Raw genomic sequence first — 21,291 nt, 5'->3', positions numbered from 1 at the left:
ATTTTCAAGCCTTGATTTTCAAAGCAATGCACACTATTGTTCTCGTCATCAGGATTGATAAACACTACATCTAGTATGTTAAATACCAATCACCCACTAGATACAGTTATCATCTCTTTTTTTACACATTGCACGAATGGGAAGTTAAGCCATGAGCACCCTCACAGTTACTAAGCGTAACGGTAAGACAGAAAACATCAATCTTGAGAAGATTCACAAAGTCATAACATGGGCGGCGGAAGATCTAGATAATGTTTCTGTGTCACAAGTTGAGCTAAAAGCACAAATACAATTTTTTAATGGCATTCGCACTACCGATATTCACGAGACCTTAATTAAGTCCGCAGCAGACTTAATCTCTGAGAACACCCCCGATTATCAATATTTAGCAGCTCGTCTGGCTATCTTCCATTTGCGCAAAAAGGCCTATGGTAACTTTGAGCCACCTCATCTTTATGATCATGTTAGAAACTTGGTTGAACAAAACCGCTATGATCAAAGCTTGCTGGAGAACTATACAAAAGCAGAATTTGATGAGCTAAACAATATTATTGATCACTCCCGCGACATGAATTTTTCCTATGCGGCTGTTAAGCAATTAGAAGGTAAATACTTAGTTCAAAACCGCGTCACAGGTGAGATCTATGAAAGCCCGCAGTTCATCTACATTTTGATCGCCGCCTGTTTGTTTGCGAATTATGATAAAGCCGCACGTTTGGATCTGATTCGTCGCTTCTACGATGCTGTGTCTAAATTTAAAATATCACTCCCTACCCCAATCATGTCGGGCATTCGTACACCAACACGCCAGTTCAGCAGTTGCGTATTGATCGAGTGCGGCGACTCACTGGATTCCATTAATGCGACATCCAGCGCAATCGTAAAATACGTCAGTCAACGGGCTGGTATCGGCATCAATGCGGGGGCCATTCGCGCTCTAGGTAGCCCTATTCGCGGGGGAGAAGCATTCCATACAGGCTGTATTCCATTCTACAAGCACTTCCAAACTGCGGTTAAAAGCTGTTCTCAAGGTGGTGTCCGTGGCGGTGCAGCAACGGTCTTTTATCCAATCTGGCATTTAGAAGTCGAAAGTCTATTGGTGCTTAAAAATAACCGTGGCGTAGAAGAAAATCGTGTTCGCCATCTAGACTATGGTGTTCAGTTTAACCGCTTGATGTACCAACGTTTAATCAAGGGGGGCAATATCACACTGTTCAGCCCATCAGACGTGCCTGGGTTGTACGACGCCTTCTTTGCAGATCAAGAAGAATTCGACCGTCTATACACTATGTATGAACAGGATCCTTCCATCCGCAAACAGACCATTAAAGCATCAGATTTATTTACCTTGTTCGCATCTGAGCGGGCGAGTACGGGTCGTATTTATCTACAAAACGTGGATCACTGTAACACCCATAGCCCATTTGACCCAGCCGTTGCCCCTGTTAAACAAAGTAACCTTTGTCTTGAGATTGCTCTGCCAACCAAACCACTAAACCGCGTTGACGATACTGAAGGGGAAATTGCCCTATGCACTTTGTCGGCTTTCAATTTAGGCGCACTTGAGAACCTAGACGAACTGGAAGAGCTGTCTGAATTGGTTGTTCGCGCACTGGATGCTTTGTTAGATTACCAAAACTATCCGATTCCTGCTGCACAACGGGCCACTGAAATGCGCCGGACACTTGGCATAGGTGTGATCAACTACGCCTACTACTTAGCGAAAAATGGCGTCAAATATTCAGACGGTAGCGCGAATGATTTGACTCATAAAACCTTTGAGGCGATACAATATTACTTGCTGAAAGCGTCTAACAAACTGTCTAAAGAGTTTGGCCCATGCTTAGCATTTGATGAAACCACTTATGCAAAAGGTATTTTGCCAATTGATACCTACAAAAAAGAAATCGACAACATCGTATCCAATGAGTTGATCTATGACTGGGAAACGCTGCGTAAAGACATCGTAGAACATGGCCTTCGCAACTCTACTCTGAGTGCGTTGATGCCGTCTGAAACCTCGTCTCAAATTAGTAACGCGACAAATGGCATTGAGCCTCCACGGGGCTTCGTCTCTGTCAAAGCCAGTAAAGATGGTATCCTAAAACAGGTTGTTCCTGAATTTGAACGCCTTAAAGAACAATACGAATTACTGTGGAGCATCCCATCGAACGATGGTTACCTACAACTTGTAGGTATTATGCAGAAGTTTATCGACCAATCCATCTCAGCGAATACGAACTACGATCCACAGAAGTTCGAATCGCAAAAAGTACCAATGAAAGTCATCTTAAAAGATCTACTAACGGCCTATAAACTGGGTGTGAAGACTCTTTACTACCATAACACACGGGATGGGGCAGACGACCAGCAAGATGATATGGATGATTGTGCCAGTGGTGCATGTAAAATCTAAGTCATAACATAAAATGCCCAACAAGACCTCATGGAGATGAGGTCTTGTTTCGTTCCATGATCTGCCAACTTGCTTTTCGCAAGGCCGTGTTAACAGTAGAATAGCGCCAGATATACAAACTTAAAACGATATTAAAAAAACAAGCGCCACAGACAGTTGCTGGCATCCGTTTTTTTAACGCTACCTAATCTAAGGAAACTGCCAAGTAATGAGTTACTCGACTTTCAACCGCAAACAGTTCGATAGCATGAAAGAACCGATGTTCTTTGGTGAAAACGTCAACGTTGCACGCTATGACCAACAAAAGCACCCTATTTTCGAGAAATTAATCGAAAAGCAATTGTCTTTCTTTTGGCGCCCTGAAGAAGTCGACCTATCCTCTGACCGCAAAGACTTTCAAAAACTGGAAGAACACGAACAACATATTTTTTTGAGCAACTTAAAATACCAAACACTGCTCGACAGTGTGCAGGGCCGTTCTCCCAATGTCGCCTTGTTACCCATCGTTTCTTTGCCAGAATTAGAAACTTGGATCGAAACTTGGTCCTTTAGCGAAACGATTCATAGCCGTTCTTATACACACATTATTCGCAACATTGTGAACGATCCAACGAAAATCTTTGATGACATCACCGTTAACAAAGAAATCACCAAGCGAGCAGACAGTGTATCTGTTTACTATGACCGCTTGATCGAAATGGTTAGCCTATACAATACACTAGGGCTAGGAACACACCACGTGCCTGAGCATGGCGATATTGAAATATCCATGCGCTCTCTCAAAAAGGCTCTCTACCTGACAGTGGCCTCTGTAAACGTACTTGAAGCGATTCGTTTCTACGTCAGCTTTGCCTGTAGCTTTGCCTTTGCTGAGCGCACCTTGATGGAAGGCAATGCTAAAATCATTAAACTGATCGCCCGAGATGAAGCACTGCATTTAACCGGTACCCAGCACATGCTTAACCTGATGGCATCCGGTAAAGACGATCCAGAAATGGCCATCATTGCACAAGAATGTAAGGAAGAGATGCGTAACATCTTCATCGAAGCCGCAGAACAAGAAAAAGATTGGGCATCCTACTTATTCAAAGATGGCTCCATGATCGGCCTCAATGCGCAAATTCTTGGCCAATATGTAGAATACATCACCAATGTTCGCATGCAGGCCGTTGGACTGGATACCGCCTTCGGAACCAAGCATAACCCAATCCCTTGGATTAACGCGTGGCTAGTCAGCGACAATGTGCAAGTTGCCCCTCAAGAGGCAGAAATCAGCTCTTATCTTGTTGGGCAAATCGACAACGATCTAAGCGAGTCTGATTTTGACGACTTTGACCTCTAATAAACCGGACAAAGTACGAGACAAGGTTCATCGCGTTCTACTGGGAAAAAAACAAATTCTGGTAACAGAAGATGAACCTTTACTTGTGCAATTAGAAAGAGAAGGCATCCACGTCGAATACCAGTGTCGAGAGGGTTACTGCTCTTCCTGCTCCATCAAACTACTATGGGGCCACGTTGAATACCCTTTTGAACCCCTCGCTTGGGTGCAAAGTGGTTATATGCTGGCTTGCTGCGCGATCGTCAAAAGCGATATTGAAATTGCGTTTTTCAGTGATTAGCTACCTAAGACACTAAGCGCCTCCTCATCATATAAGACACTCAGCTCTTTTTATTGCGCTCATTGCAACGTGCGGTAACCTGCATATAAACGGGTTGCCGTCGTTACCCAACACATCAGACCAAAGACATAGGCTAATATGGAAAAGTGCAAAGGATAAAGACAAACCAACACCAAAAACGCAATTGTCTCTGCCCCTTCTGTTAACCCACCTAAAAAATACAAAGACTTTTTTCCATAATCCAAGCGCACGATTCGACGCTTTTCGGCCATAATGGCAAACGCTAAAAAGCTACTGCCGGTTCCCATAAAAGAAAAAATCAAAAAGCTTGCCGCCAAAGCATTGGCGTTAGGGTTCATCAGAGCAAAACCAAACACCACTGCCGAATAAAAAATAAAATCTAGGGTAATATCTAAATACCCTCCAAAATCTGATGGGCCTGTTATCCTTGCTACCGCTCCATCTAACCCATCCATTGCTCGATTGATCAACACAAACACCAATGCCAGAGAAGTATTACCAAAATACAAAGCAGGCAATGTCAGCATGCCAATCACAAAGCCAATCACGGTAATCCAATTCGCTTTAACACCACATTTGTCGATCACCATGGCCATCAGTCGCAGTGGATGCTTTAAAACGTTGACAAAAAAGGGATCTAACATACTCAAGCGACCTTAATTCTATTGGGAGGTGAAAAGACTTGATACAATAGCCTGCATTAACTCGTGCCATATTAAAACACAAGGTGACTATGATACACGCAAAACAATACGGTGAATCCGGCCCAGCGCTCGTTGTTCTTCATGGACTGTTTGGCAACGCAGACAACTGGCATTCCCTCGCGAAAAACTGGTCCGAAACATTTCGTGTCTTTTGTATCGATCTGCCGAACCACGGCCAATCCAGCCCGATGAACCATGCTTCCTACCCCAATATGGCGAAAGCAATATTGCAATGGGCCCAGGAAACAAGCTTAGACAAGTTCTACTTACTTGGTCATTCCATGGGTGGGAAAGTTGCCATGCAAATGGCTGCCCTTGCACCAGACAATATCATCAAATTGGTAGTCGCAGACATTGCTCCTGTTGACTATCCCCCAAGCCACACACAAATCTTCAAAGGGCTAAAAGCCATTGATGAAACGGATCTTACATCCCGAAAACAAGCGGATAGCCTACTTAGTGAATACGAACCGTCCCTACCCGTGCGTCAATTCCTGCTTAAAAATCTAGAACGCACTGACAACGGATTCAAGCTCGCTATTTCGCTCGACAATATTGCGCAAAGCTATACCACTATTTTAAAAAAACCAGAAATAGGCAGCCCTATTCAAACTCCCACACTGTTTATAAAAGGAGAAAAATCAGACTATATTGTTGCGGATTACCAACAAGACATTATAGGTTTTTTCCCCAATGCAGAATTCAAAATGATTCCCGACACCGGACATTGGCTCCATGCAGAAAAACCCATTCCCTTTAGCAGCCTTGTCAAACGTTTTCTCAATAAATAATCCATCTATGGGTAGCAATAAAAATGCCCTGATAAAACAGGGCGTTTTTATAATAAATAGCCTTTATCAGCTACTTTTCTTAACCACCTCATCATCCCTTAGATACGTCCATTTTCCCCTTGGCTTATCCAGATACTGGAAGTATTCATTCGTGAAGGCACCTTGAATACAAACATGCCCACGCTTCTTCGCATTAACACTTTTCCCTTGAAGCACCTCATTAAACGCAGATGGGCCCGTGGTATCGTACACTCGCTTATTAACCAGCTCTGAATGATGGTTAATGTTATAGACTATTTTGCTTAAAATGGCGTGATAATCAGGGTTTTTCGGTACCGTTGCCAAAAAGTAATTAGTAAATTCGCTGTAGTCTTTTTTGAATTTGATATAGAGGGCGTCATCATCATACTTAAGCGTCTTTCCTAGGGGCCACACCAAAACTGCATCAATATCCATGTACACGCCACCATGCAGATAGAGGCATGTGACTCGCCACAAGTCCGCTTGAGCTGCACCATCATTTAACCTTAAGTAGGCTTTGTACACCTCTTGCGGCGCATGATCGCGCATAAACACTTCACGTTCTTGCGTGCTAACATAGCGATACTCATACTCAAGCGACATTAGACGATTAAACAAATAGTTCACATAAATGGGCAAAGCACAGCGATTAGAGTAGTTCGTCTGCCAAATGATCCTCGGGATAGACGTATCACAATGGCTCGCTATTTTTGCTGGAGAATTGGCGGGAATCGTGAAGCGACAATAGGGCAAAAGAAAGTGAAACAGATAGGATACAACCTTCACCAGATTACCCACTAAGCGAATACATCGATTAAAAATAACCTTAAAAAGACTGCTCATCTGCAATATTCCCTAGCGCCAACCAAACATGATATAGCGTCAGGGTAACAGCACTCAGTTACACATTTCTTACACTTATTATTTTCCCAGACAGTTTCGTATTATTTAGACTGCTGGAAGCGAAACTCATCCGCATAATATGTCCCCAATATACGGATATCCTCAGAAAAAAAGCGCAACTCCTCAAGCGCCCGCTGCATAGCAGGGTCTTGAAAATGCGCTTCGACATCAATGTAAAACTGGGTGGCTGTAAAGTGTCCATTCACCATATAGCTTTCCAGTTTCAACATATTGATACCATTGGTGGCGAACCCTCCCATGGCTTTATACAAGGCAGCAGGAAGGTTACGGACTCGAAACATAAAGGTCGTAATATAGATCTTTTCCGGCTCAAATACGGGCATTTTTTGCTGCTTTGAAAAAACTAAGAACCGCGTTGTGTTGCCTTCTCGGTCATTAAAATGCGTTTTTAGAATATTTAAACCATACAGCTCAGCCGCCAATTCAGAAGAAATAACAGCGAAGCCTGGTTCATCATGTTCGGCAATGAACTTTGCCGCGCCTGCGGTATCATACATCGCAACATTTTTGGCCCCCAGCGCCTTAATATTATCATCACATTGGGCCAATGCTTGAGGATGACTACCAATGCGAGTAATCTGCTCAATGGCAACACCGTGTCGTGCAATAAGGCAATGATTAACCGCCTCAAAATGTTCTTTGACGACATGCAACTGAGTTCGCTTGAGTTCACGATAAATTTCTTCAACGCGACCTGCGGTGGAATTTTCTAGGGGAATCATTGCGTAGTAAGCCTCTCCATGCTCAACCTTCTGCAACGCCTCACCAAAGGTAGCACAATGGATGGTTTTAAGATCTGGAAAGGTATGTTTACAGGCGAGATGAGAATAAGCCCCAGGTTCCCCTTGATAGGCAACAATTTGTGATGCTTCTAACTGAATTTGACCTGTCATAAAATCGTCTTTTTAAAAGTAATCGTATTATTAGAAAGCTTGATAGAATATCTATGGGGAAAAATGGACACCGCTCCCCCTATCAAGATGAATAAATAGCAAAGCATTGGATATGAGCATAACGATAGCAAAGAGTACCCTCTATGATTAAGCGTTTTTTTTTAATACTGGTGAAGAGCTACCAATATGCCATTAGTCCGTTATTGGGAAACAACTGCCGCTTCTACCCTAGCTGTTCTCATTATATGATTGAAGCCATTGAACGTTTTGGTGTCATCAAAGGCATTTATCTTGGCCTCAAACGTCTAGCAAAATGTCACCCTTGGCACGAAGGCGGCATAGACCCCGTCCCCCCCTGTCCTTGTCACACAAAGAAACACTCATCAGACAAGACCTCAAAGTCATAGCCCCTGTATTATCACGCTATAGGGCGAAGCTCGCTCCTGAAAACGCATTTTTTTACACTCTAGATGCCCAATAATGCGAGCATATTCCTCAATAAATCACTACACTAAGGATAGGCTCACAAGGCCGATTCACCTTTTAAAGGCGCGTTTAAAGACGTGCACTAATAATAAAAACAATGTTGCGCATGATCTGCCAACAAAGCGAAAAGAGGTAGTCTTTTATGCTAGCGAATAACATCACATCCACCCCATTTTATTTAGAACTTGGCCAACTCTCTCCAGACAGTGTGGAACATCTGGCCCCTACCTTTAATGATTTGCCAACCAATCCCTATGCGGACGGTCAATTTCGATTGCGCAGATATTCTTGCTTTACCCTGCATCAAGAGAAATTGTCTCGCTTACCCGCCAAAGAGTTTGTGCAAGATGACAGCATTAACCACTTCCAAGGAAATGTAGTCAGACGTTATCCAGAAATTGAAGAGCAGACCTTTCAAGACCCAGGCTTCGTTGAGCTCTTTAAGCATTTTCGCGAAATGGCCAATGTCAAAGACGGTACACTTATTGAGGTGCACCAGCTACGTATTTTTGCGGATCATCAACTAGCAGAAGTCGCGCCGGAGGGGGTTCATCAAGATGGTTTTGATCGTATTGGTATTTATGTCATGCAACGTCATAACATAAAAGGTGGCAAAATTAACGTTCATTTAGAAGAGAACAGCCCAGCCATCATCAGCCACGCGTTTGACCATGGAGAATTTGTCATTTTAAATGATCGGAAATTTTTCCATAGCGCTAACCCAATTCAGCCTATTGATGGGGAGCTCGGCTACATGGATATTTTTGTATTGACCGCAAATATTTACTAGGCCTCCAATACCGAACCTTAGATCAGGATAAAAAAGAGCGGATATAACAAGAGCATCATTATATTCACCATGATGCTCTTTTAGTTCAGACAGACATTTAACGTGCCACACAAATACGCAAAAGGTTACAAGGCAAGTTGCCAATAACCAACGGATATCCATTGATCAAACTTAAAGCCAACGTCTTTAAACTCGCCCGCTTTTTTAAAACCCAGCGATTCATGTAATCCCACGCTGGCGTCATTCGGTAACGCGATCAAGCCTATTAACTGTTTAATCCCTTTTTTTCTCAGCTCTTCGATCAAAGAAGAATAGAGAATTTTCCCTTGACCTTTTCCCTTTGCCTCTTGTGCTAAGTAAATGGTTGGCTCTGCCGTAAAACGATACGCACTACGTCCATGCCAATTCCCCGCATACGCATAACCTAACACGTCGCCATCCTCTTCAAGAACCAACCATGGCAAATGGGCTTGGGACACTTTATCGATACGTGCCGCCATCTCGTCAGAGGTAATAGGGTCTTCTTCAAAAGTAATAATGGTATTTTCAATATAGCTATTATAAATATCCGTGAGCGAGGGAACATCTTTGGTTGAAACAGATCGAATCAGCATAGCGCCTCCACTGGCTTTCTAAAGCCCAATTACATTCGCTTAATCAAACGCACAATAAAGAGCAAAATAATGGCCCCGCAGGTGGCCGTGATAATAGAACCCAAGATACCGTGGGCAAACAGCCCTAATGCCGCAAAGACGAAGTTACCAACAACGGACCCGACAATACCAACGATAATATTGCCAACAATGCCAAAGCCTCCGCCTTTGATAATTTTTCCAGCTAACCAACCAGCAATGCCACCAATTAACAACACAATAACAAGTGCCTGAATATCCATCGATTTCCCCCTCAACAACGAGTTACATTAAGTTTAGGCAATTTGTCGAGACATGATATAAAAATCCTCAACATAACCTAATTTTTGGTAGAAGGCTTTATCCCGCTCATTAAATATTGATTCGCGCGTTGATAAAACCAATCACTTTTCCTTCTTGCTAATCTCCCAAAAACAATGCTCTCCATTTTCCAACAAAAAGCCTTTCAAGGAGCGGCAAAAGGCCAACGAGGTCAACTTCTCAATCCATCATTCTGCGCTCATCCAAACATTGGTAGGACCCCATAGAAAATTCTCGGCAGATCCATGGTCGATGTTCATAGATGGTACACATGTGCGTATTACGATCGACAGCGGAACACCAACCATCCTCTAGTCTCAACATGGTCTCACCACCCCATTCATCCACAGAGATGTGTCTTTCTGGCACCCCCGTCTCCGAAATAATCATAACTTCTAAACGACAGCAACAGGCATGGCATGTAGAACAAGTCACATCGGACACCACAGAGTTCGATGAGGCAGATAATAGATCGGTCAGCGGAATGCTCATAAAAATAGATCAAGACTCTAAAAGGAAGAATGAAACAAAGCAAAAAAGCGCTTTACTGTTGCTATTCACTTATATTGACTAAAAAATGCAGTAATATCATCCAAAATCGGCGCCTTACTGTTTAGAAACCAAATAAAGGTTGAGACCATACCGACATGATCGACGCCTGCATAGGTTTTATGCTCTTCTACGCCCCCTTTTTCGTGAATCTTCGCCACCAGCTTATCCATGTTACTTTTTCCTACCACATCATCATCCGCTCCCCAAAGCAGCAACATTGGTGGTTCTTTACCATTGATAAAGGTCGGCACCTGCATCTTTGGGTAATTTTCGGGAGGACCAAAAATAGCGATATAGTCTTTCTCATAAGGCACAAAATCATAGGGGCCAGATAACCCGGCAAAGGCTTTGATAATGCTGCTATTCTCTCCTTCTGCCGATAAATAATGTGAATCTGCCGTAATTAAGGCACCAATATGAGCCCCAGCTGAATGACCCACAATAAACAATTCACCTGGGTTCCCGCCATACTGCGCGACATGACGATAGGTCCATGCCACCGCTTTGGCACCATCTTCAACAAAGGTCGGAAACGTCACTTGAGGATACTTACGGTAATCGGCAATAACCGTGATATAGTCTTTCTTGGCAAACGCTTCACCAACAAATGGATACATGCTTTTCGAACCCTCTTGCCAACTGCCACCATAAAAGAACACCACAACAGGAAGCGGCTCATGGGATGGGTTAGGCGGGATATAAAGGTCTAACGTTTGCCAAGACTGCGCGCCATAGGCAATATTCTTAATGGTTTTCGTGTCACTAAACTTATTCGGCAAATTAGCAAGCTCAAGACCCGCCTTAGTACAGGCCACCAACAACAAAGAACTTAATGTCACGAATACTTTCTTCATTACGATACAAACTCCTACGTCAGAACAATACACTTCCTAAAGCTACGCCACAAACGTGAAAATAGACCAATGTAAAAGACAAAAACGCGTAAATAAAAGCGTAAAGACAAAAACTAAAGCGTTATTTTATAGGAATAAAACAACGAATTTGCTAAAGTTACCCGCTAGTCAAAACATAGGTAGCACTTCGGTATTATGCCCAATAGACACTTACTCGATCCTATCCCTCATTTCGCAGTCCATCCAGAGCGTATTACGATTTTGCATTCTGCTCGAGAGTATCGAGAACTTTTGTTAAGCGCGATTAAACAGGCGACCAAACGCATCTATATTGTTGCCTTGTACCTTGAAGATGATGAAGCAGGCAGAGAAATACTCTCCACTATTTATCAAGCAAAACAAGACAACCCTGACTTGGATATTGCCATCTGTGTTGATTGGCATCGTGCCCAACGGGGTTTAATCGGGGCAGAAAAGAGCAAAGGGAATGCCAGCCTCTATCAAGAGTTTGCCAAGGAATATGATCTTCCGATTCCGGTTTATGGTGTCCCGGTGCGTAATCGTGAAGTCTTTGGTGTACTACACCTGAAAGGATTCATCATTGATAGCACAGTTGTCTACAGCGGTGCCAGCTTAAACAACATCTATCTGCACTACCATGAACGTTATCGCTTTGATCGTTACCACATTATCGAGCACAAACCGCTAGCCGATAGCATGGTGCATTTTATTCGCAACAACATGATTGCCGATCCTGCAGTTCATAATCTGAATGATACAAACCTGCCAAGTACCAAAGACATTAAACCATTAATTCGACAATTCCGTGCTACTTTATCGAAAGCACACTATCACATAGCAGATGAATCAGTCGGTGAAGATCAAGTTGCCGTCACCCCCTTGGTCGGAATTGGTAAACGTCGCAATCAACTCAACCGAAAAATCATTGCCCTTTTGAGCAATGCCAAACAAGAAATTTGCCTGTGCACACCTTACTTTAACTTGCCAAGAGCAGTCATTCGCGAAATTACTCGAGCAATAAAACGAGGGGTTCAGGTTCACATCATCGTCGGTGACAAGACCGCTAGTGACTTTTATATTGCGCCAGATCAGCCATTCAAGGCCATTGGTGGATTGCCTTATCTTTATGAGCTGAACTTACGCAAATTCACTCGCACCAACAAAACACATACAGCATCAGGTCGCCTTGCTGTTCATCTATGGAAACACGATGCTAATAGCTATCATTTAAAAGGACTTTGGGTAGATCGCAAGACCATGCTACTAACGGGGAATAATGTAAACCCAAGAGCGTGGGCACTGGATTTAGAAAATGGACTGCTCATCCAAGACCCAAAACAGTTACTTGAAGACAAGTTCACAGCTGAGTTTGACAATATATTCAAACATACAGAACAAATCCGTAGCTACAAACAACTAGAAACAGTAGGACAATACCCCGAAAAGGTACAAAAGCTCATACGACGTGTACTGCGTACACGAGCTGATCGTTTGTTAAAACGAATTTTATAAAAAATCAGACGAACAAACGGTACATAGGCACATTAGGACGGTGTTTGTTACCCAACCATTAGTCAATATAGCCTGATGAAGGACGCTTCTATCAGGCATTTGGGAGAGCAGAGCAAGCATGACTCACCGTTAAGGTGTATTCAAAAACACCTGCCCCCCTCCCCCTTCTACATCGCGCTATAATGGTTCAAGTATTTACAACAGTGGGCCATATATAAAACTTTTGGCCATAAAAGATTTCAAATTTACCCAAGGTTATGTAAAACACCAAGGAAAAGGGTGGCTTTATCCCCTCTTGACTTATTAACAGGGAGAGAAAACATGGAAATATCCATCAGCAATACTCAGTTTAATGCTTTGGAGATCAAACGCCGTAATCATATCAACATCCTAGGCGAAGGCGAGAAAGTCATCCTGTTAGCCCATGGTTTTGGTTGCAGTCAAAATATGTGGCGGTTTTTAACACCTTACCTAGAAAAACAATACAAAGTCATTTTGTTTGATTATGTTGGCAGTGGCAATTCAGACGTTCGAGCCTATCAAAAAAACCGCTATAGTCAGCTGGAAGGCTATGCGTTAGATGTGATCGAAATCTGTGATTCCCTGGATTTCTCCAATGTTCTCTTTGTCGGGCATTCAGTCGGTGCAACCATCGGCTTGATCACGGCCCATCTACGACCTGATCTAATCGACAAACTGGTGATGGTGTGCCCTTCCCCCTGCTTTTTAAATTTGAATGATGGGTATTCTGGTGGCTTTGAAAAAAGTGATTTAGAAGAGCTAGTCAATTTAATGGATAAAAATTACATCGGGTGGGGCAACTATCTCGCCCCTTTGGTTATGAACAGCACCCCTTCGGAAACGGATATTAAGCAAGAAACGGATGATGCACTGGTGCAAGAATTACTCACCAGTTTTTGTTCGACAGACCCGACCTATTCTAAGCCGTTTGCCATAGCAACCTTCTTTTCTGACTATCGTCACTTACTGCCGAAAATCCATCACCCCTGCTTAGTTATACAAAGCAAACAGGATGCTTTGGTGCCCATCGAAGTAGGCAAATATACGCAAAAACAGTTCCCCAATGCTAAGCTAGATATTATTAACGGTAAAGGACACTGTTTGCATATGACGTACCCATTACAAGTACTTAACAGCATTCAATGTTTTCTTGATCAAACCCAATAAGGAGATCAGTCAACAGATGGAGATGGACCCTCATATATTTCCATGTGGTCTTATGGTCAGTGATTTTCAGGAACAGAAAATCCTGCAATTCAATGCGTATATCGAGAACGAGTTTGGCTTTGCAAAAGACAGTTTAATAGATCAACCCATTACGGCTCTTTTTACCAAAGCCAGTGTTCTCTTTTTAGAGCATTATTTTTACCCAATGCTCTTACAAGATGGCAAAGTATCCGAGCTACAAGTCATGCTGCTCTCGGCGAAGAAAGAGCCAGTTCCTGTTACTATCAATGCGACCCTATCCCAGCAAGGTAAAATCTATTGGGCCTTATTCAGCGCCATTAATCGAGACCAACTCTATCAAGAACTCATCAATACGAGGGATAAACTCGAAGACAAAACCAAGGCTCTAACCATCACCTCTGCTACTGATGAGCTCACAGGACTACTCAATAGACGAGAAGCCACAAAACGAGCAAATGATATGATCCAGCAGACCAAACGCACCAATGTCATGTTGTCTTTTATTCTGTTAGACATCGATTATTTCAAGAGGGTCAATGATACCTTTGGTCATCAAGAAGGGGATAAAATACTCATCAAAATGTCAAAAGTACTGGCAAGCACTGTGCGCTCCTGTGACATTGTGGCACGTTGGGGCGGAGAGGAATTTTTAGTTGTGCTTTATAACACGTCCATAGACAAGGCCCATATATTTTGCCAACGCCTTCACGATAAGATTAATCAAATTGCAATAGGCCGCGACACTTTACATGTCAGCATTGGCATGACAAGTTACCCAATCAATAACCAAACCTTGAATCTTGATGAAATCATTTGGCAAGCAGACGAAGCCTTGTATGATGCCAAAGAAAGAGGACGTAACCAGACACGCCGATTCAAAGAGGACCTGTTACTGGACAAGAGATAACCATCAGCCAAGGAAATAATGAAATGCCCATCCAATCTGAAGTCGAGTTAAGAGAGATATTTGGTCATGCTAATGGGCGTGCTGCTCAAAAACAACTTTCTCAGCTAGAAACGCACAGCATACGGTTCATTGAACTGTCTCCTTTCATGACCATCTCAACATTTAATCAGTCAGGCAAGCTAGATTGTTCTCCTCGCGGAGGCGTCGCGGGCTTTGTGAAAATTCTCGATGCCAATCGCCTCCTTATCCCAGAAGCAAAAGGTAATAACCGATTGGATTCGTTAGTCAACATAATCGAAACGGGCACGATTGGCTGTCTGTTTTTGATCCCAGGTGTCGATGAGACACTGCGAATTAATGGCAAGGCAAGCATTAGTACTTGCCCAGACCATCTCGCTTGCTTTGCAGAAGAGAAAAATCCTCCTAAAGCTTGTATCGACATCATCATTGAAGAAGTGTTTTTACACTGTGCTAAATCACTGATGCGAGCCAAGCTTTGGTCAGAATCCACTAAAATAGAACGCTCCAAGCTGCCAACCATGGGACAAATGATCAAAGATCAATTGCAACTTAGCGAAGAACCAGAGAGCCAAGAAGCGATGCTCAAGCGCTATCAGCCACTGCTATAACGCCCAAAACATCCTTAAACAAAAACAGCCAACGATTAACACTCTGGCAAGCGCACAGAAATATTCACTGCAAGACCACCTTGGGAGGTTTCTTTGTAACGGCTATTCATGTCTTGTGCTGTTTGCCACATGGTACGCACCACATCGTCTAGCGAGACTTTGGCATTGGCAGCTTCCGTGTTCAATGCAATATGTGCGGCTGTAATTGCCTTGATCGCGCCCATGCTATTACGCTCAATACAAGGGATTTGCACCAAGCCACCAACCGGATCGCATGTCATCCCCAAATGATGTTCCATAGCGATTTCGGCCGCCATTAAGGCTTGCGCAGGGGAGCCACCTAAGCCTTCTGTTAAAGCGGCTGCCGCCATCGCAGACGACACGCCAATTTCAGCCTGACATCCTCCCATCGCAGCAGAAATGGTCGCACCGCTTTTGAAAATACTACCAATGGCCCCAGCGACCAATAAAAAGTGAATGAGATCGTCCTGAGTCACTTTTTGATCGGTAAAATACAGATAATACATCATGACAGCGGGAATCACCCCAGCCGAACCATTGGTTGGTGAGGTTACAATACGCCCTAAAGCCGCATTCTCTTCATTCACCGCCAACGCAAAACATCCCACCCACTTTAACGTATGTGAGAAATCTTTATGACAAGACCCTATGGCCTCAAACCAAGCCGTTTCATCTAATTCATAGGAGTTGGGCATCAGCTTAGTTGCCAATTGAGCCGCTCGGCGCCCTACCTCTAGCCCACCAGGTAACACCCCTATCGTGTGACAACCTCGAAAAACAGCACTTTCCATCACCCGCCAAATGGCCAGCAATCCTTCTTTTGTTTCAGCTTTCGGACGTAATTGCTCTTCTAGCTTTAACATAGCTTGCGAGATGCTCACAGACGCCCCACCATGATCGCACAAAGCCAACAAATCCTTACCCGTTTCAGGAAAACCTAAACTTGGCTCGTTGATAACGTCTTCACCTTCCTCCCACAGAATGGCTCCCCCGCCAATGGAGTAAGCCGTTTTCCGTAAAACTTCTTGCTCCTGTTCATCGTAGGCAATCAACGTCATACCGTTAGCATGCATCGGCAATCGTTCGCTCATATGATAAACAATGGCTGACGCCGGAGGAAAATGAACGTCTCGCTTGGCGGACAATAACAGTCGCCCCGTCGAAGTTATTAATCTAGGAATATTGTCCACATCCTCTAGGGGCACCGTTACAGGATCCGCTCCCGACAGCCCCATCATAATGGCAATATCAGTACAGTGACCTTGTCCTGTCAATGCTAAAGAACCATATAAAAAGACTCGAACACTATGAACGTTATCCAACAGCCCCTTATCTTCCAGCCCTTGAGCAAATGCTCGGCATATTTGCCAAGGCCCTAGAGTATGCGAACTGGATGGCCCAACGCCAATTTTTAAAATATCAAATACACCCACTGGCTTCATAATGATCTCTTCAATAAAAGACTCTACAGCTGGCTAGTGTGACCATAATAACGTACATACAATTGAGCAAGACAGACATATTATTCTCTAATTGCGACGCTTTAATGCAAATTCACCACATTCTTTCAGCCATCCCATTTTTCTTGCTGTAATCGATTGAATAGTTAAAAAATGTCGTTAGAATCCTGCCTACTTTGCAGATCAGGTAAGAAAAATGACAGATATCACCATTCTTGATGGCGGCATGGGCCGTGAACTTGAGCGCCGTGGCGCCCCTTTCAAACAACCTGAATGGTCTGCTTTGGCCATGATGGAAACGCCTGACATCGTTAAAGACGTCCACAAGGCCTATATAGCCAGCGGTGCTCGTGTCATCACCAGTAACAGCTATGCGTTAGTGCCTTTTCACATCGGCGAAGAGATATTCAAAACACGGGCCTATGAATTAGCCAAATTAGCCGGAAAAATGGCGCGCGAAGCGACGGATGAAAGTCGCACTCACACCAAAGTAGCCGCTTCGATCCCCCCAATATTTGGCTCTTACCGTGCGGATTTATACCAAGCTGAACGGGTCGAAGAACTCGCCACACCATTAATCAAAGCACAAAACGATTATGTGGATATTTGGCTATGCGAAACACAAAGTGTGATAGATGAACCCACCAAAATCAAAGCCATCGTCGATAAAATCGACACGGAACATAAACCATTTTGGGTAGCGTTCACGTTAGAAGATGCCGAACCAACGGAAGAGCCACTTCTGCGCTCGGGAGAACGCGTTGTAGAAGCTGTAAAGGCCATGGAAGTCATCGGCGTTAACGCCATATTATTCAATTGCAGCCAGCCTGAAATCATTGGTGAAGCCATTAAATTAACCAAAGCCATACTGCAAAATAAAGCCATTCAGATCGGCGCTTATGCCAACGCTTTTCCTCCTCAACCCAAAAATGCCACGGCAAATGAAAGCTTAAATGCCTTACGTCAAGACCTAACACCACCCGCTTACCTACAATGGGCGCAACAATGGATACAAGACGGAGCGACTATTATTGGTGGTTGCTGTGGGATCGGACCAGAACACATCAGAGTCTTAGCCAACGAACTGACTAGCTAAACGATGTCCGATGCAGACACAGCCTCATCTTATACATAGGGTTGTGTCTGGCAAACTTTTTTATCTTGATAAAGGCCTATCTGGATAAAAACGGTAACGGTTTTTATTGACGAGCTGCTTTATCAGCGCCTCCCTCTCTTGATGTTTTCTCTGCTCATCCCATGTAAGTTGCTTGGCTGCCACTTGGCTAATAGCCTCTATATCTTTTAGGGTGACCTCACCGGTCACCGCAAGCGTGGTACGACGCATAACAATATCGTCCAAATGATTAACCTGCTCGTTTTTCACGATCCAATCAATTTCCGCCAAACTCACATCATTCGAATCGGGTAAACGCTGGTCATCTTGCCACTCTCCTTGATGCAGGGCCACGTTTTGGGCATGACTGCCGTATCGCTCTAATAACTGATCTACCCGCTCAATCTGCAATCCTGAGCGCTCACTTACCTGTGTTACCCACTGTTTTCTTTTCGCGACAGATAAGGGGAAATCTCGCCCTCCGCCTATAGGTAAATCTTGTGTGGAAACACGACGGGATTTGTGAAGTCGCTTCAACACATCATCCGCCACCTCTTCTGCAAAGCCTCGAAAAGTTGTCCACTTCCCACCAATGAGAGAAATAATCGCAAAAGGCCGCTCGTGAGTTGCCTCAAACACAGGCGCTGAATGATCTCGACTGATTAAGCCTGGAATAGCCGCATCAGTAAGAGGTAATGGGCGAATGCCACTGTAAGCATAAACAATTTGGTCCCGCGTAAAAGACAAGCTGGGCATAAGCGAGCTTAAGCTCTGAAGAAAATAATCAATCTCTTCTTCTTCACATTTTACTGTATCAGGATCATCAGCTTTACTGTCTGTCGACCCCACTAACGCTCGACCTAAATACTCAAACACCAAACAAATACGCCCATCATCCGCTTCAAAATAAATCATGGCGCCATCCAGCGCCCTAATCAAAGGAGCATGATCCAATAAAATGTGCGAGCCTTTGGTTCCCCCAATCATTCTAGAGTCAACGCCTAAAGATTGATTCACTTTGTCTATCCAAGGCCCTGCAGCATTGATCACAATATTGGTGCTAACACGAGTGACATGTCCATTATCCTGCTGGAACGACAACACACCCTGCTCGACTTGTCGTAACGCTGTCCCATTGAGTGCCAGAGATTGCTCATTCGCCGCTAAACCATCTTTAACTAATTCCCATACCAAACGTTCTGGTTGAGCTATTTTGGCATCGTAATAGTTCCCCAATGCCACAATGTTTCGATTAAGAATTGGCAACAGTGCCAAAGCTCGACGGCGGAATAAAAATCGATGCTTCGGCATGACACGTTTACGAGCACCATAAAAATCGTAAATCGCCAAGCCCACTTTAATCAAAAGAGCACCTCGGCTGCGAGGTGCTGTCGTTGATCCACATAGGGTTCGTAGGGCCGCAAAAACCCCTTTTGTCCAAGAAAAGGTCGGAATAAAGGTCGAGAGCGGTGTCACATAATGGGGCGCATTTCGCAGCAATAAATTACGCTCTAACGTGGATTGCGCCACCAACCCAAGTTCCGCCGTTTCTATGTACTTAAGACCACCATGAATGAGACGAGAGGGGGCGGCACTCGTTCCTGCTCCGTAATCCTTTTTTTCTACCAGTAAACAGGATACACCTTGCTCACAAAGATCCCGAAACAAGCCCGCCCCATTAATACCCGCACCGATGATCACTACATCGTAATGAGTGACCTCAGCCGTAGGATCTATACCGCCCACCACTTCATCGTTAACAGTGTGTTCATTGTCCATACATTGTGTTTCCATCTAGGCTCTATCCTGCTGTTTAGCAAAGCGTTCAATATCTAGCCAAGCATTGTTTAAACTGATCGTTAGTTGGTGAAACAATTGAAATTTTTCTTCGTAAATCGGCTTTTTTTGAACATCTGGGTAATAACTGGTGGTTAAGGCAGACAAATCTCGAGGATCATCGTGGGGGTGTTTGTAAACTCCCGCCCCCACACCAGCACACAGTACTGCGCCAAATGCTGCTGATTCATCTGTATTAAGGACATGGACAGGCAAACCTAAAATATCAGCGAACAATTGAGCAAAGACAGGATGACGAGACACTCCACCGGTCAATCTTGCTTCATGAAATGAAAAGGCGGTTTTTAACGCTTCCACATGAACTCGGTGATTAAAAGCAATGCCTTCGAGAACGGCGGCAAGCATGTGACCTCGATCATGCCAGGCACGCAAGCCTAAAAAACTGCCACTCGCTTCATCACCATAGGGCGAACCAAATAGATAAGGATGAAACAAAAGCGACGATGGATTGGTCAAAGCAGGCTGCATTTCTGCCGCTATGCTATTGTGAATATCCGTGCCTTCGGTTGCTGCAAGCGATTTATCCGCCCCACATAGCGTGTCCAAAAACCAATCATAATTTGCAGATGAAGCTGGCGAAATGGCCATATTGTTCCACTGACCATCACTAAGTCCATTACGACAAAACCACTGTCCATCAACAATGGGGGCCTCGGAAACAATTTCATTGATAGAATAGGTCCCTGCGACAATATCCACCATATTACTCTTTTGGCCACCTATTCCTAATGCCGAGGCCGTCACATCATGCAGTCCAGCAACCACGGGGGTGCCTAGACACAGCCCCGTTAACTGGGCAGATGTTTGCGTCACCTCTCCCACGATTTCTGACGAATCATGAATATCTGGTAACGCCGATTCAATGTGTTCTAGACCATACAAAGACATGGCCGCCGAAGAATACTGCTGAGTATGAACATCTGTAAATGACGTACTGGCTTCCGTTCTATCGGTTCCAATCTGAGCACACAAACAATACCTTAGCCAGTCCTTACAACTAAGAACATGTGCTATACGCCGATAATTATCTGGCTCATAGGCTTTGATCCACGCCAATAAGGCAGAAGGGGCTGACACATGGGGCACTTGTCCAGTCAGTACTAAGGCAGACTGCGACTTCCCATCGGATTGCCATGCTCGAACTTGTTCTCCTGCACGGCTGTCTAAGGACAAAATACCTGCTCGAACAGGCTTGCCATCGCGATCTAAAAGATAGATACCATCACCATGAGCCGTTACTGATACACCTAAAATATCCCGAGCAGAGCGATGACTTTTCTGTATCGCTTCACGGATCGCTTCCGCTGTCGCGAACCATAAGCCCAACATATCTCTCTCAACCCACTTTGCTTTAGGAATATGTTGCGGCACACGCCGTCTCGCTACGGCTATTTGTGTGCCATCAACATCAAACAACACGGCTTTTGTCACCGTTAATCCACTATCAATACCAAGAAAACTAGGCATTAAGCCTCTCCTTTTATTGTTTTTGTTGTAAGAAGAACTCGAAGGCAATCAGTGAGTAGCCTTAAGT

Annotated in this window: 21 protein-coding genes; 11 read left to right on the top strand and 10 right to left on the bottom strand. The window is 44.1% G+C overall.

What is annotated here, in order from left to right; all coding sequences use genetic code 11:
• Nucleotides 1–151: 151 nt before the first annotated feature.
• From nrdA to yfaE, 3 genes are all read left to right on the top strand, one after another.
• Entirely contained in the window at nt 152–2,416 is a 2,265-nt protein-coding gene (nrdA, locus tag JHD45_RS04930; RefSeq protein ID WP_199475386.1) for a class 1a ribonucleoside-diphosphate reductase subunit alpha, read from the top strand.
• A 208-nt stretch (nt 2,417–2,624) separates the two neighbouring features.
• Nucleotides 2,625–3,758 carry a class Ia ribonucleoside-diphosphate reductase subunit beta gene (nrdB, locus tag JHD45_RS04925; protein WP_199475385.1) on the top strand — a complete coding sequence of 378 codons (1,134 nt, stop codon included), beginning with the start codon at nt 2,625–2,627 and terminating at the stop codon, nt 3,756–3,758.
• Complete coding sequence (yfaE, locus tag JHD45_RS04920) at nt 3,739–4,038, top strand: class I ribonucleotide reductase maintenance protein YfaE (RefSeq protein WP_418903770.1); 300 nt, start codon at nt 3,739–3,741, stop codon at nt 4,036–4,038. Before nrdB ends, yfaE begins: the two co-directional genes overlap by 20 nt.
• Before the next feature lie 59 nt (nt 4,039–4,097).
• Here yfaE and JHD45_RS04915 read toward each other — a convergent pair whose 3' ends face one another.
• Nucleotides 4,098–4,703, bottom strand: a complete 606-nt coding sequence (locus JHD45_RS04915; protein WP_199475384.1) for a CDP-alcohol phosphatidyltransferase family protein — start codon at nt 4,701–4,703, stop codon at nt 4,098–4,100.
• An 89-nt stretch (nt 4,704–4,792) separates the two neighbouring features.
• Between JHD45_RS04915 and JHD45_RS04910 the strand changes: the two genes are divergently transcribed.
• Entirely contained in the window at nt 4,793–5,554 is a 762-nt protein-coding gene (locus tag JHD45_RS04910) for an alpha/beta fold hydrolase (RefSeq protein WP_199475383.1), read from the top strand.
• A gap of 66 nt (nt 5,555–5,620) precedes the next feature.
• On the opposite strand, the gene JHD45_RS04905 is transcribed toward JHD45_RS04910, so the two are convergent.
• Both JHD45_RS04905 and JHD45_RS04900 read right to left on the bottom strand, forming a co-directional pair.
• Nucleotides 5,621–6,418, bottom strand: coding sequence for a glycosyltransferase family 32 protein (locus tag JHD45_RS04905; RefSeq protein WP_199475382.1), 798 nt, complete (start codon nt 6,416–6,418; stop codon nt 5,621–5,623).
• A gap of 101 nt (nt 6,419–6,519) precedes the next feature.
• Entirely contained in the window at nt 6,520–7,392 is an 873-nt protein-coding gene (locus JHD45_RS04900; RefSeq protein WP_199475381.1) for a prephenate dehydratase, read from the bottom strand.
• A 143-nt stretch (nt 7,393–7,535) separates the two neighbouring features.
• Here JHD45_RS04900 and yidD point away from each other — a divergent pair, with 143 nt between their 5' ends.
• Together yidD and JHD45_RS04890 are read left to right on the top strand one after the other, a co-directional pair.
• Nucleotides 7,536–7,799 (top strand): membrane protein insertion efficiency factor YidD, encoded by a 264-nt coding sequence (gene yidD / locus JHD45_RS04895; protein ID WP_199475380.1) that lies wholly within the window; start codon nt 7,536–7,538, stop codon nt 7,797–7,799.
• A gap of 221 nt (nt 7,800–8,020) precedes the next feature.
• Nucleotides 8,021–8,668: a 2OG-Fe dioxygenase family protein gene (locus JHD45_RS04890; RefSeq protein ID WP_199475379.1), complete on the top strand. Its 648-nt coding sequence runs from the start codon at nt 8,021–8,023 to the stop codon at nt 8,666–8,668.
• A 125-nt stretch (nt 8,669–8,793) separates the two neighbouring features.
• Here the strand turns inward: JHD45_RS04890 and JHD45_RS04885 are convergent, their stop codons facing one another.
• From JHD45_RS04885 to JHD45_RS04870, 4 genes are all read right to left on the bottom strand, one after another.
• Complete coding sequence (locus tag JHD45_RS04885; protein ID WP_199475378.1) at nt 8,794–9,282, bottom strand: GNAT family N-acetyltransferase; 489 nt, start codon at nt 9,280–9,282, stop codon at nt 8,794–8,796.
• Between the two features lie 29 nt (nt 9,283–9,311).
• Nucleotides 9,312–9,563 (bottom strand): GlsB/YeaQ/YmgE family stress response membrane protein, encoded by a 252-nt coding sequence (locus tag JHD45_RS04880; protein WP_199475377.1) that lies wholly within the window; start codon nt 9,561–9,563, stop codon nt 9,312–9,314.
• A gap of 238 nt (nt 9,564–9,801) precedes the next feature.
• A complete protein-coding gene (locus JHD45_RS04875) occupies nt 9,802–10,113 on the bottom strand; it encodes a YkgJ family cysteine cluster protein (RefSeq protein WP_199475376.1) in 312 nt (103 codons plus the stop codon).
• Between the two features lie 65 nt (nt 10,114–10,178).
• Nucleotides 10,179–11,027, bottom strand: coding sequence for an alpha/beta hydrolase (locus tag JHD45_RS04870; RefSeq protein ID WP_199475375.1), 849 nt, complete (start codon nt 11,025–11,027; stop codon nt 10,179–10,181).
• A 195-nt stretch (nt 11,028–11,222) separates the two neighbouring features.
• Here JHD45_RS04870 and pssA point away from each other — a divergent pair, with 195 nt between their 5' ends.
• The 4 genes from pssA to JHD45_RS04850 all read left to right on the top strand — a co-directional run bounded on the left by pssA (nt 11,223) and on the right by JHD45_RS04850 (nt 15,305).
• Nucleotides 11,223–12,560 (top strand): CDP-diacylglycerol--serine O-phosphatidyltransferase, encoded by a 1,338-nt coding sequence (gene pssA / locus JHD45_RS04865; protein ID WP_199475374.1) that lies wholly within the window; start codon nt 11,223–11,225, stop codon nt 12,558–12,560.
• 321 nt (nt 12,561–12,881) lie between these two features.
• On the top strand, nt 12,882–13,748 hold the full coding sequence (locus JHD45_RS04860; RefSeq protein WP_199475373.1) for an alpha/beta fold hydrolase: 867 nt from the start codon (nt 12,882–12,884) through the stop codon (nt 13,746–13,748).
• Nucleotides 13,749–13,800: 52 nt separating this feature from the next.
• The gene (locus JHD45_RS04855; RefSeq protein ID WP_199475372.1) at nt 13,801–14,676 is read left to right on the top strand and encodes a GGDEF domain-containing protein; all 876 of its coding nucleotides are present in this window, start codon (nt 13,801–13,803) and stop codon (nt 14,674–14,676) included.
• Between the two features lie 23 nt (nt 14,677–14,699).
• Nucleotides 14,700–15,305, top strand: a complete 606-nt coding sequence (locus JHD45_RS04850) for an MSMEG_1061 family FMN-dependent PPOX-type flavoprotein (RefSeq protein WP_199475371.1) — start codon at nt 14,700–14,702, stop codon at nt 15,303–15,305.
• A gap of 35 nt (nt 15,306–15,340) precedes the next feature.
• Here the strand turns inward: JHD45_RS04850 and JHD45_RS04845 are convergent, their stop codons facing one another.
• Nucleotides 15,341–16,768, bottom strand: coding sequence for an L-serine ammonia-lyase (locus JHD45_RS04845; protein WP_199475370.1), 1,428 nt, complete (start codon nt 16,766–16,768; stop codon nt 15,341–15,343).
• 214 nt (nt 16,769–16,982) lie between these two features.
• On the opposite strand from JHD45_RS04845, the gene JHD45_RS04840 reads away from it, so the two are divergent.
• Nucleotides 16,983–17,882 (top strand): homocysteine S-methyltransferase family protein, encoded by a 900-nt coding sequence (locus JHD45_RS04840; protein ID WP_199475369.1) that lies wholly within the window; start codon nt 16,983–16,985, stop codon nt 17,880–17,882.
• 60 nt (nt 17,883–17,942) lie between these two features.
• Here the strand turns inward: JHD45_RS04840 and JHD45_RS04835 are convergent, their stop codons facing one another.
• Together JHD45_RS04835 and JHD45_RS04830 are read right to left on the bottom strand one after the other, a co-directional pair.
• Nucleotides 17,943–19,694 carry a glycerol-3-phosphate dehydrogenase/oxidase gene (locus tag JHD45_RS04835; protein WP_199475368.1) on the bottom strand — a complete coding sequence of 584 codons (1,752 nt, stop codon included), beginning with the start codon at nt 19,692–19,694 and terminating at the stop codon, nt 17,943–17,945.
• Nucleotides 19,695–21,224, bottom strand: a complete 1,530-nt coding sequence (locus tag JHD45_RS04830; RefSeq protein WP_199475367.1) for an FGGY-family carbohydrate kinase — start codon at nt 21,222–21,224, stop codon at nt 19,695–19,697.
• Between the last annotated feature and the right edge of the window lie 67 nt (nt 21,225–21,291).

Source organism: Marinomonas spartinae, assembly GCF_016461715.1.
Lineage (GTDB): Bacteria > Pseudomonadota > Gammaproteobacteria > Pseudomonadales > Marinomonadaceae > Marinomonas > Marinomonas spartinae_A.
Note: the sequence above shows the minus strand (reverse complement) of the source record. Positions and strands in the feature narration are given on the sequence as shown.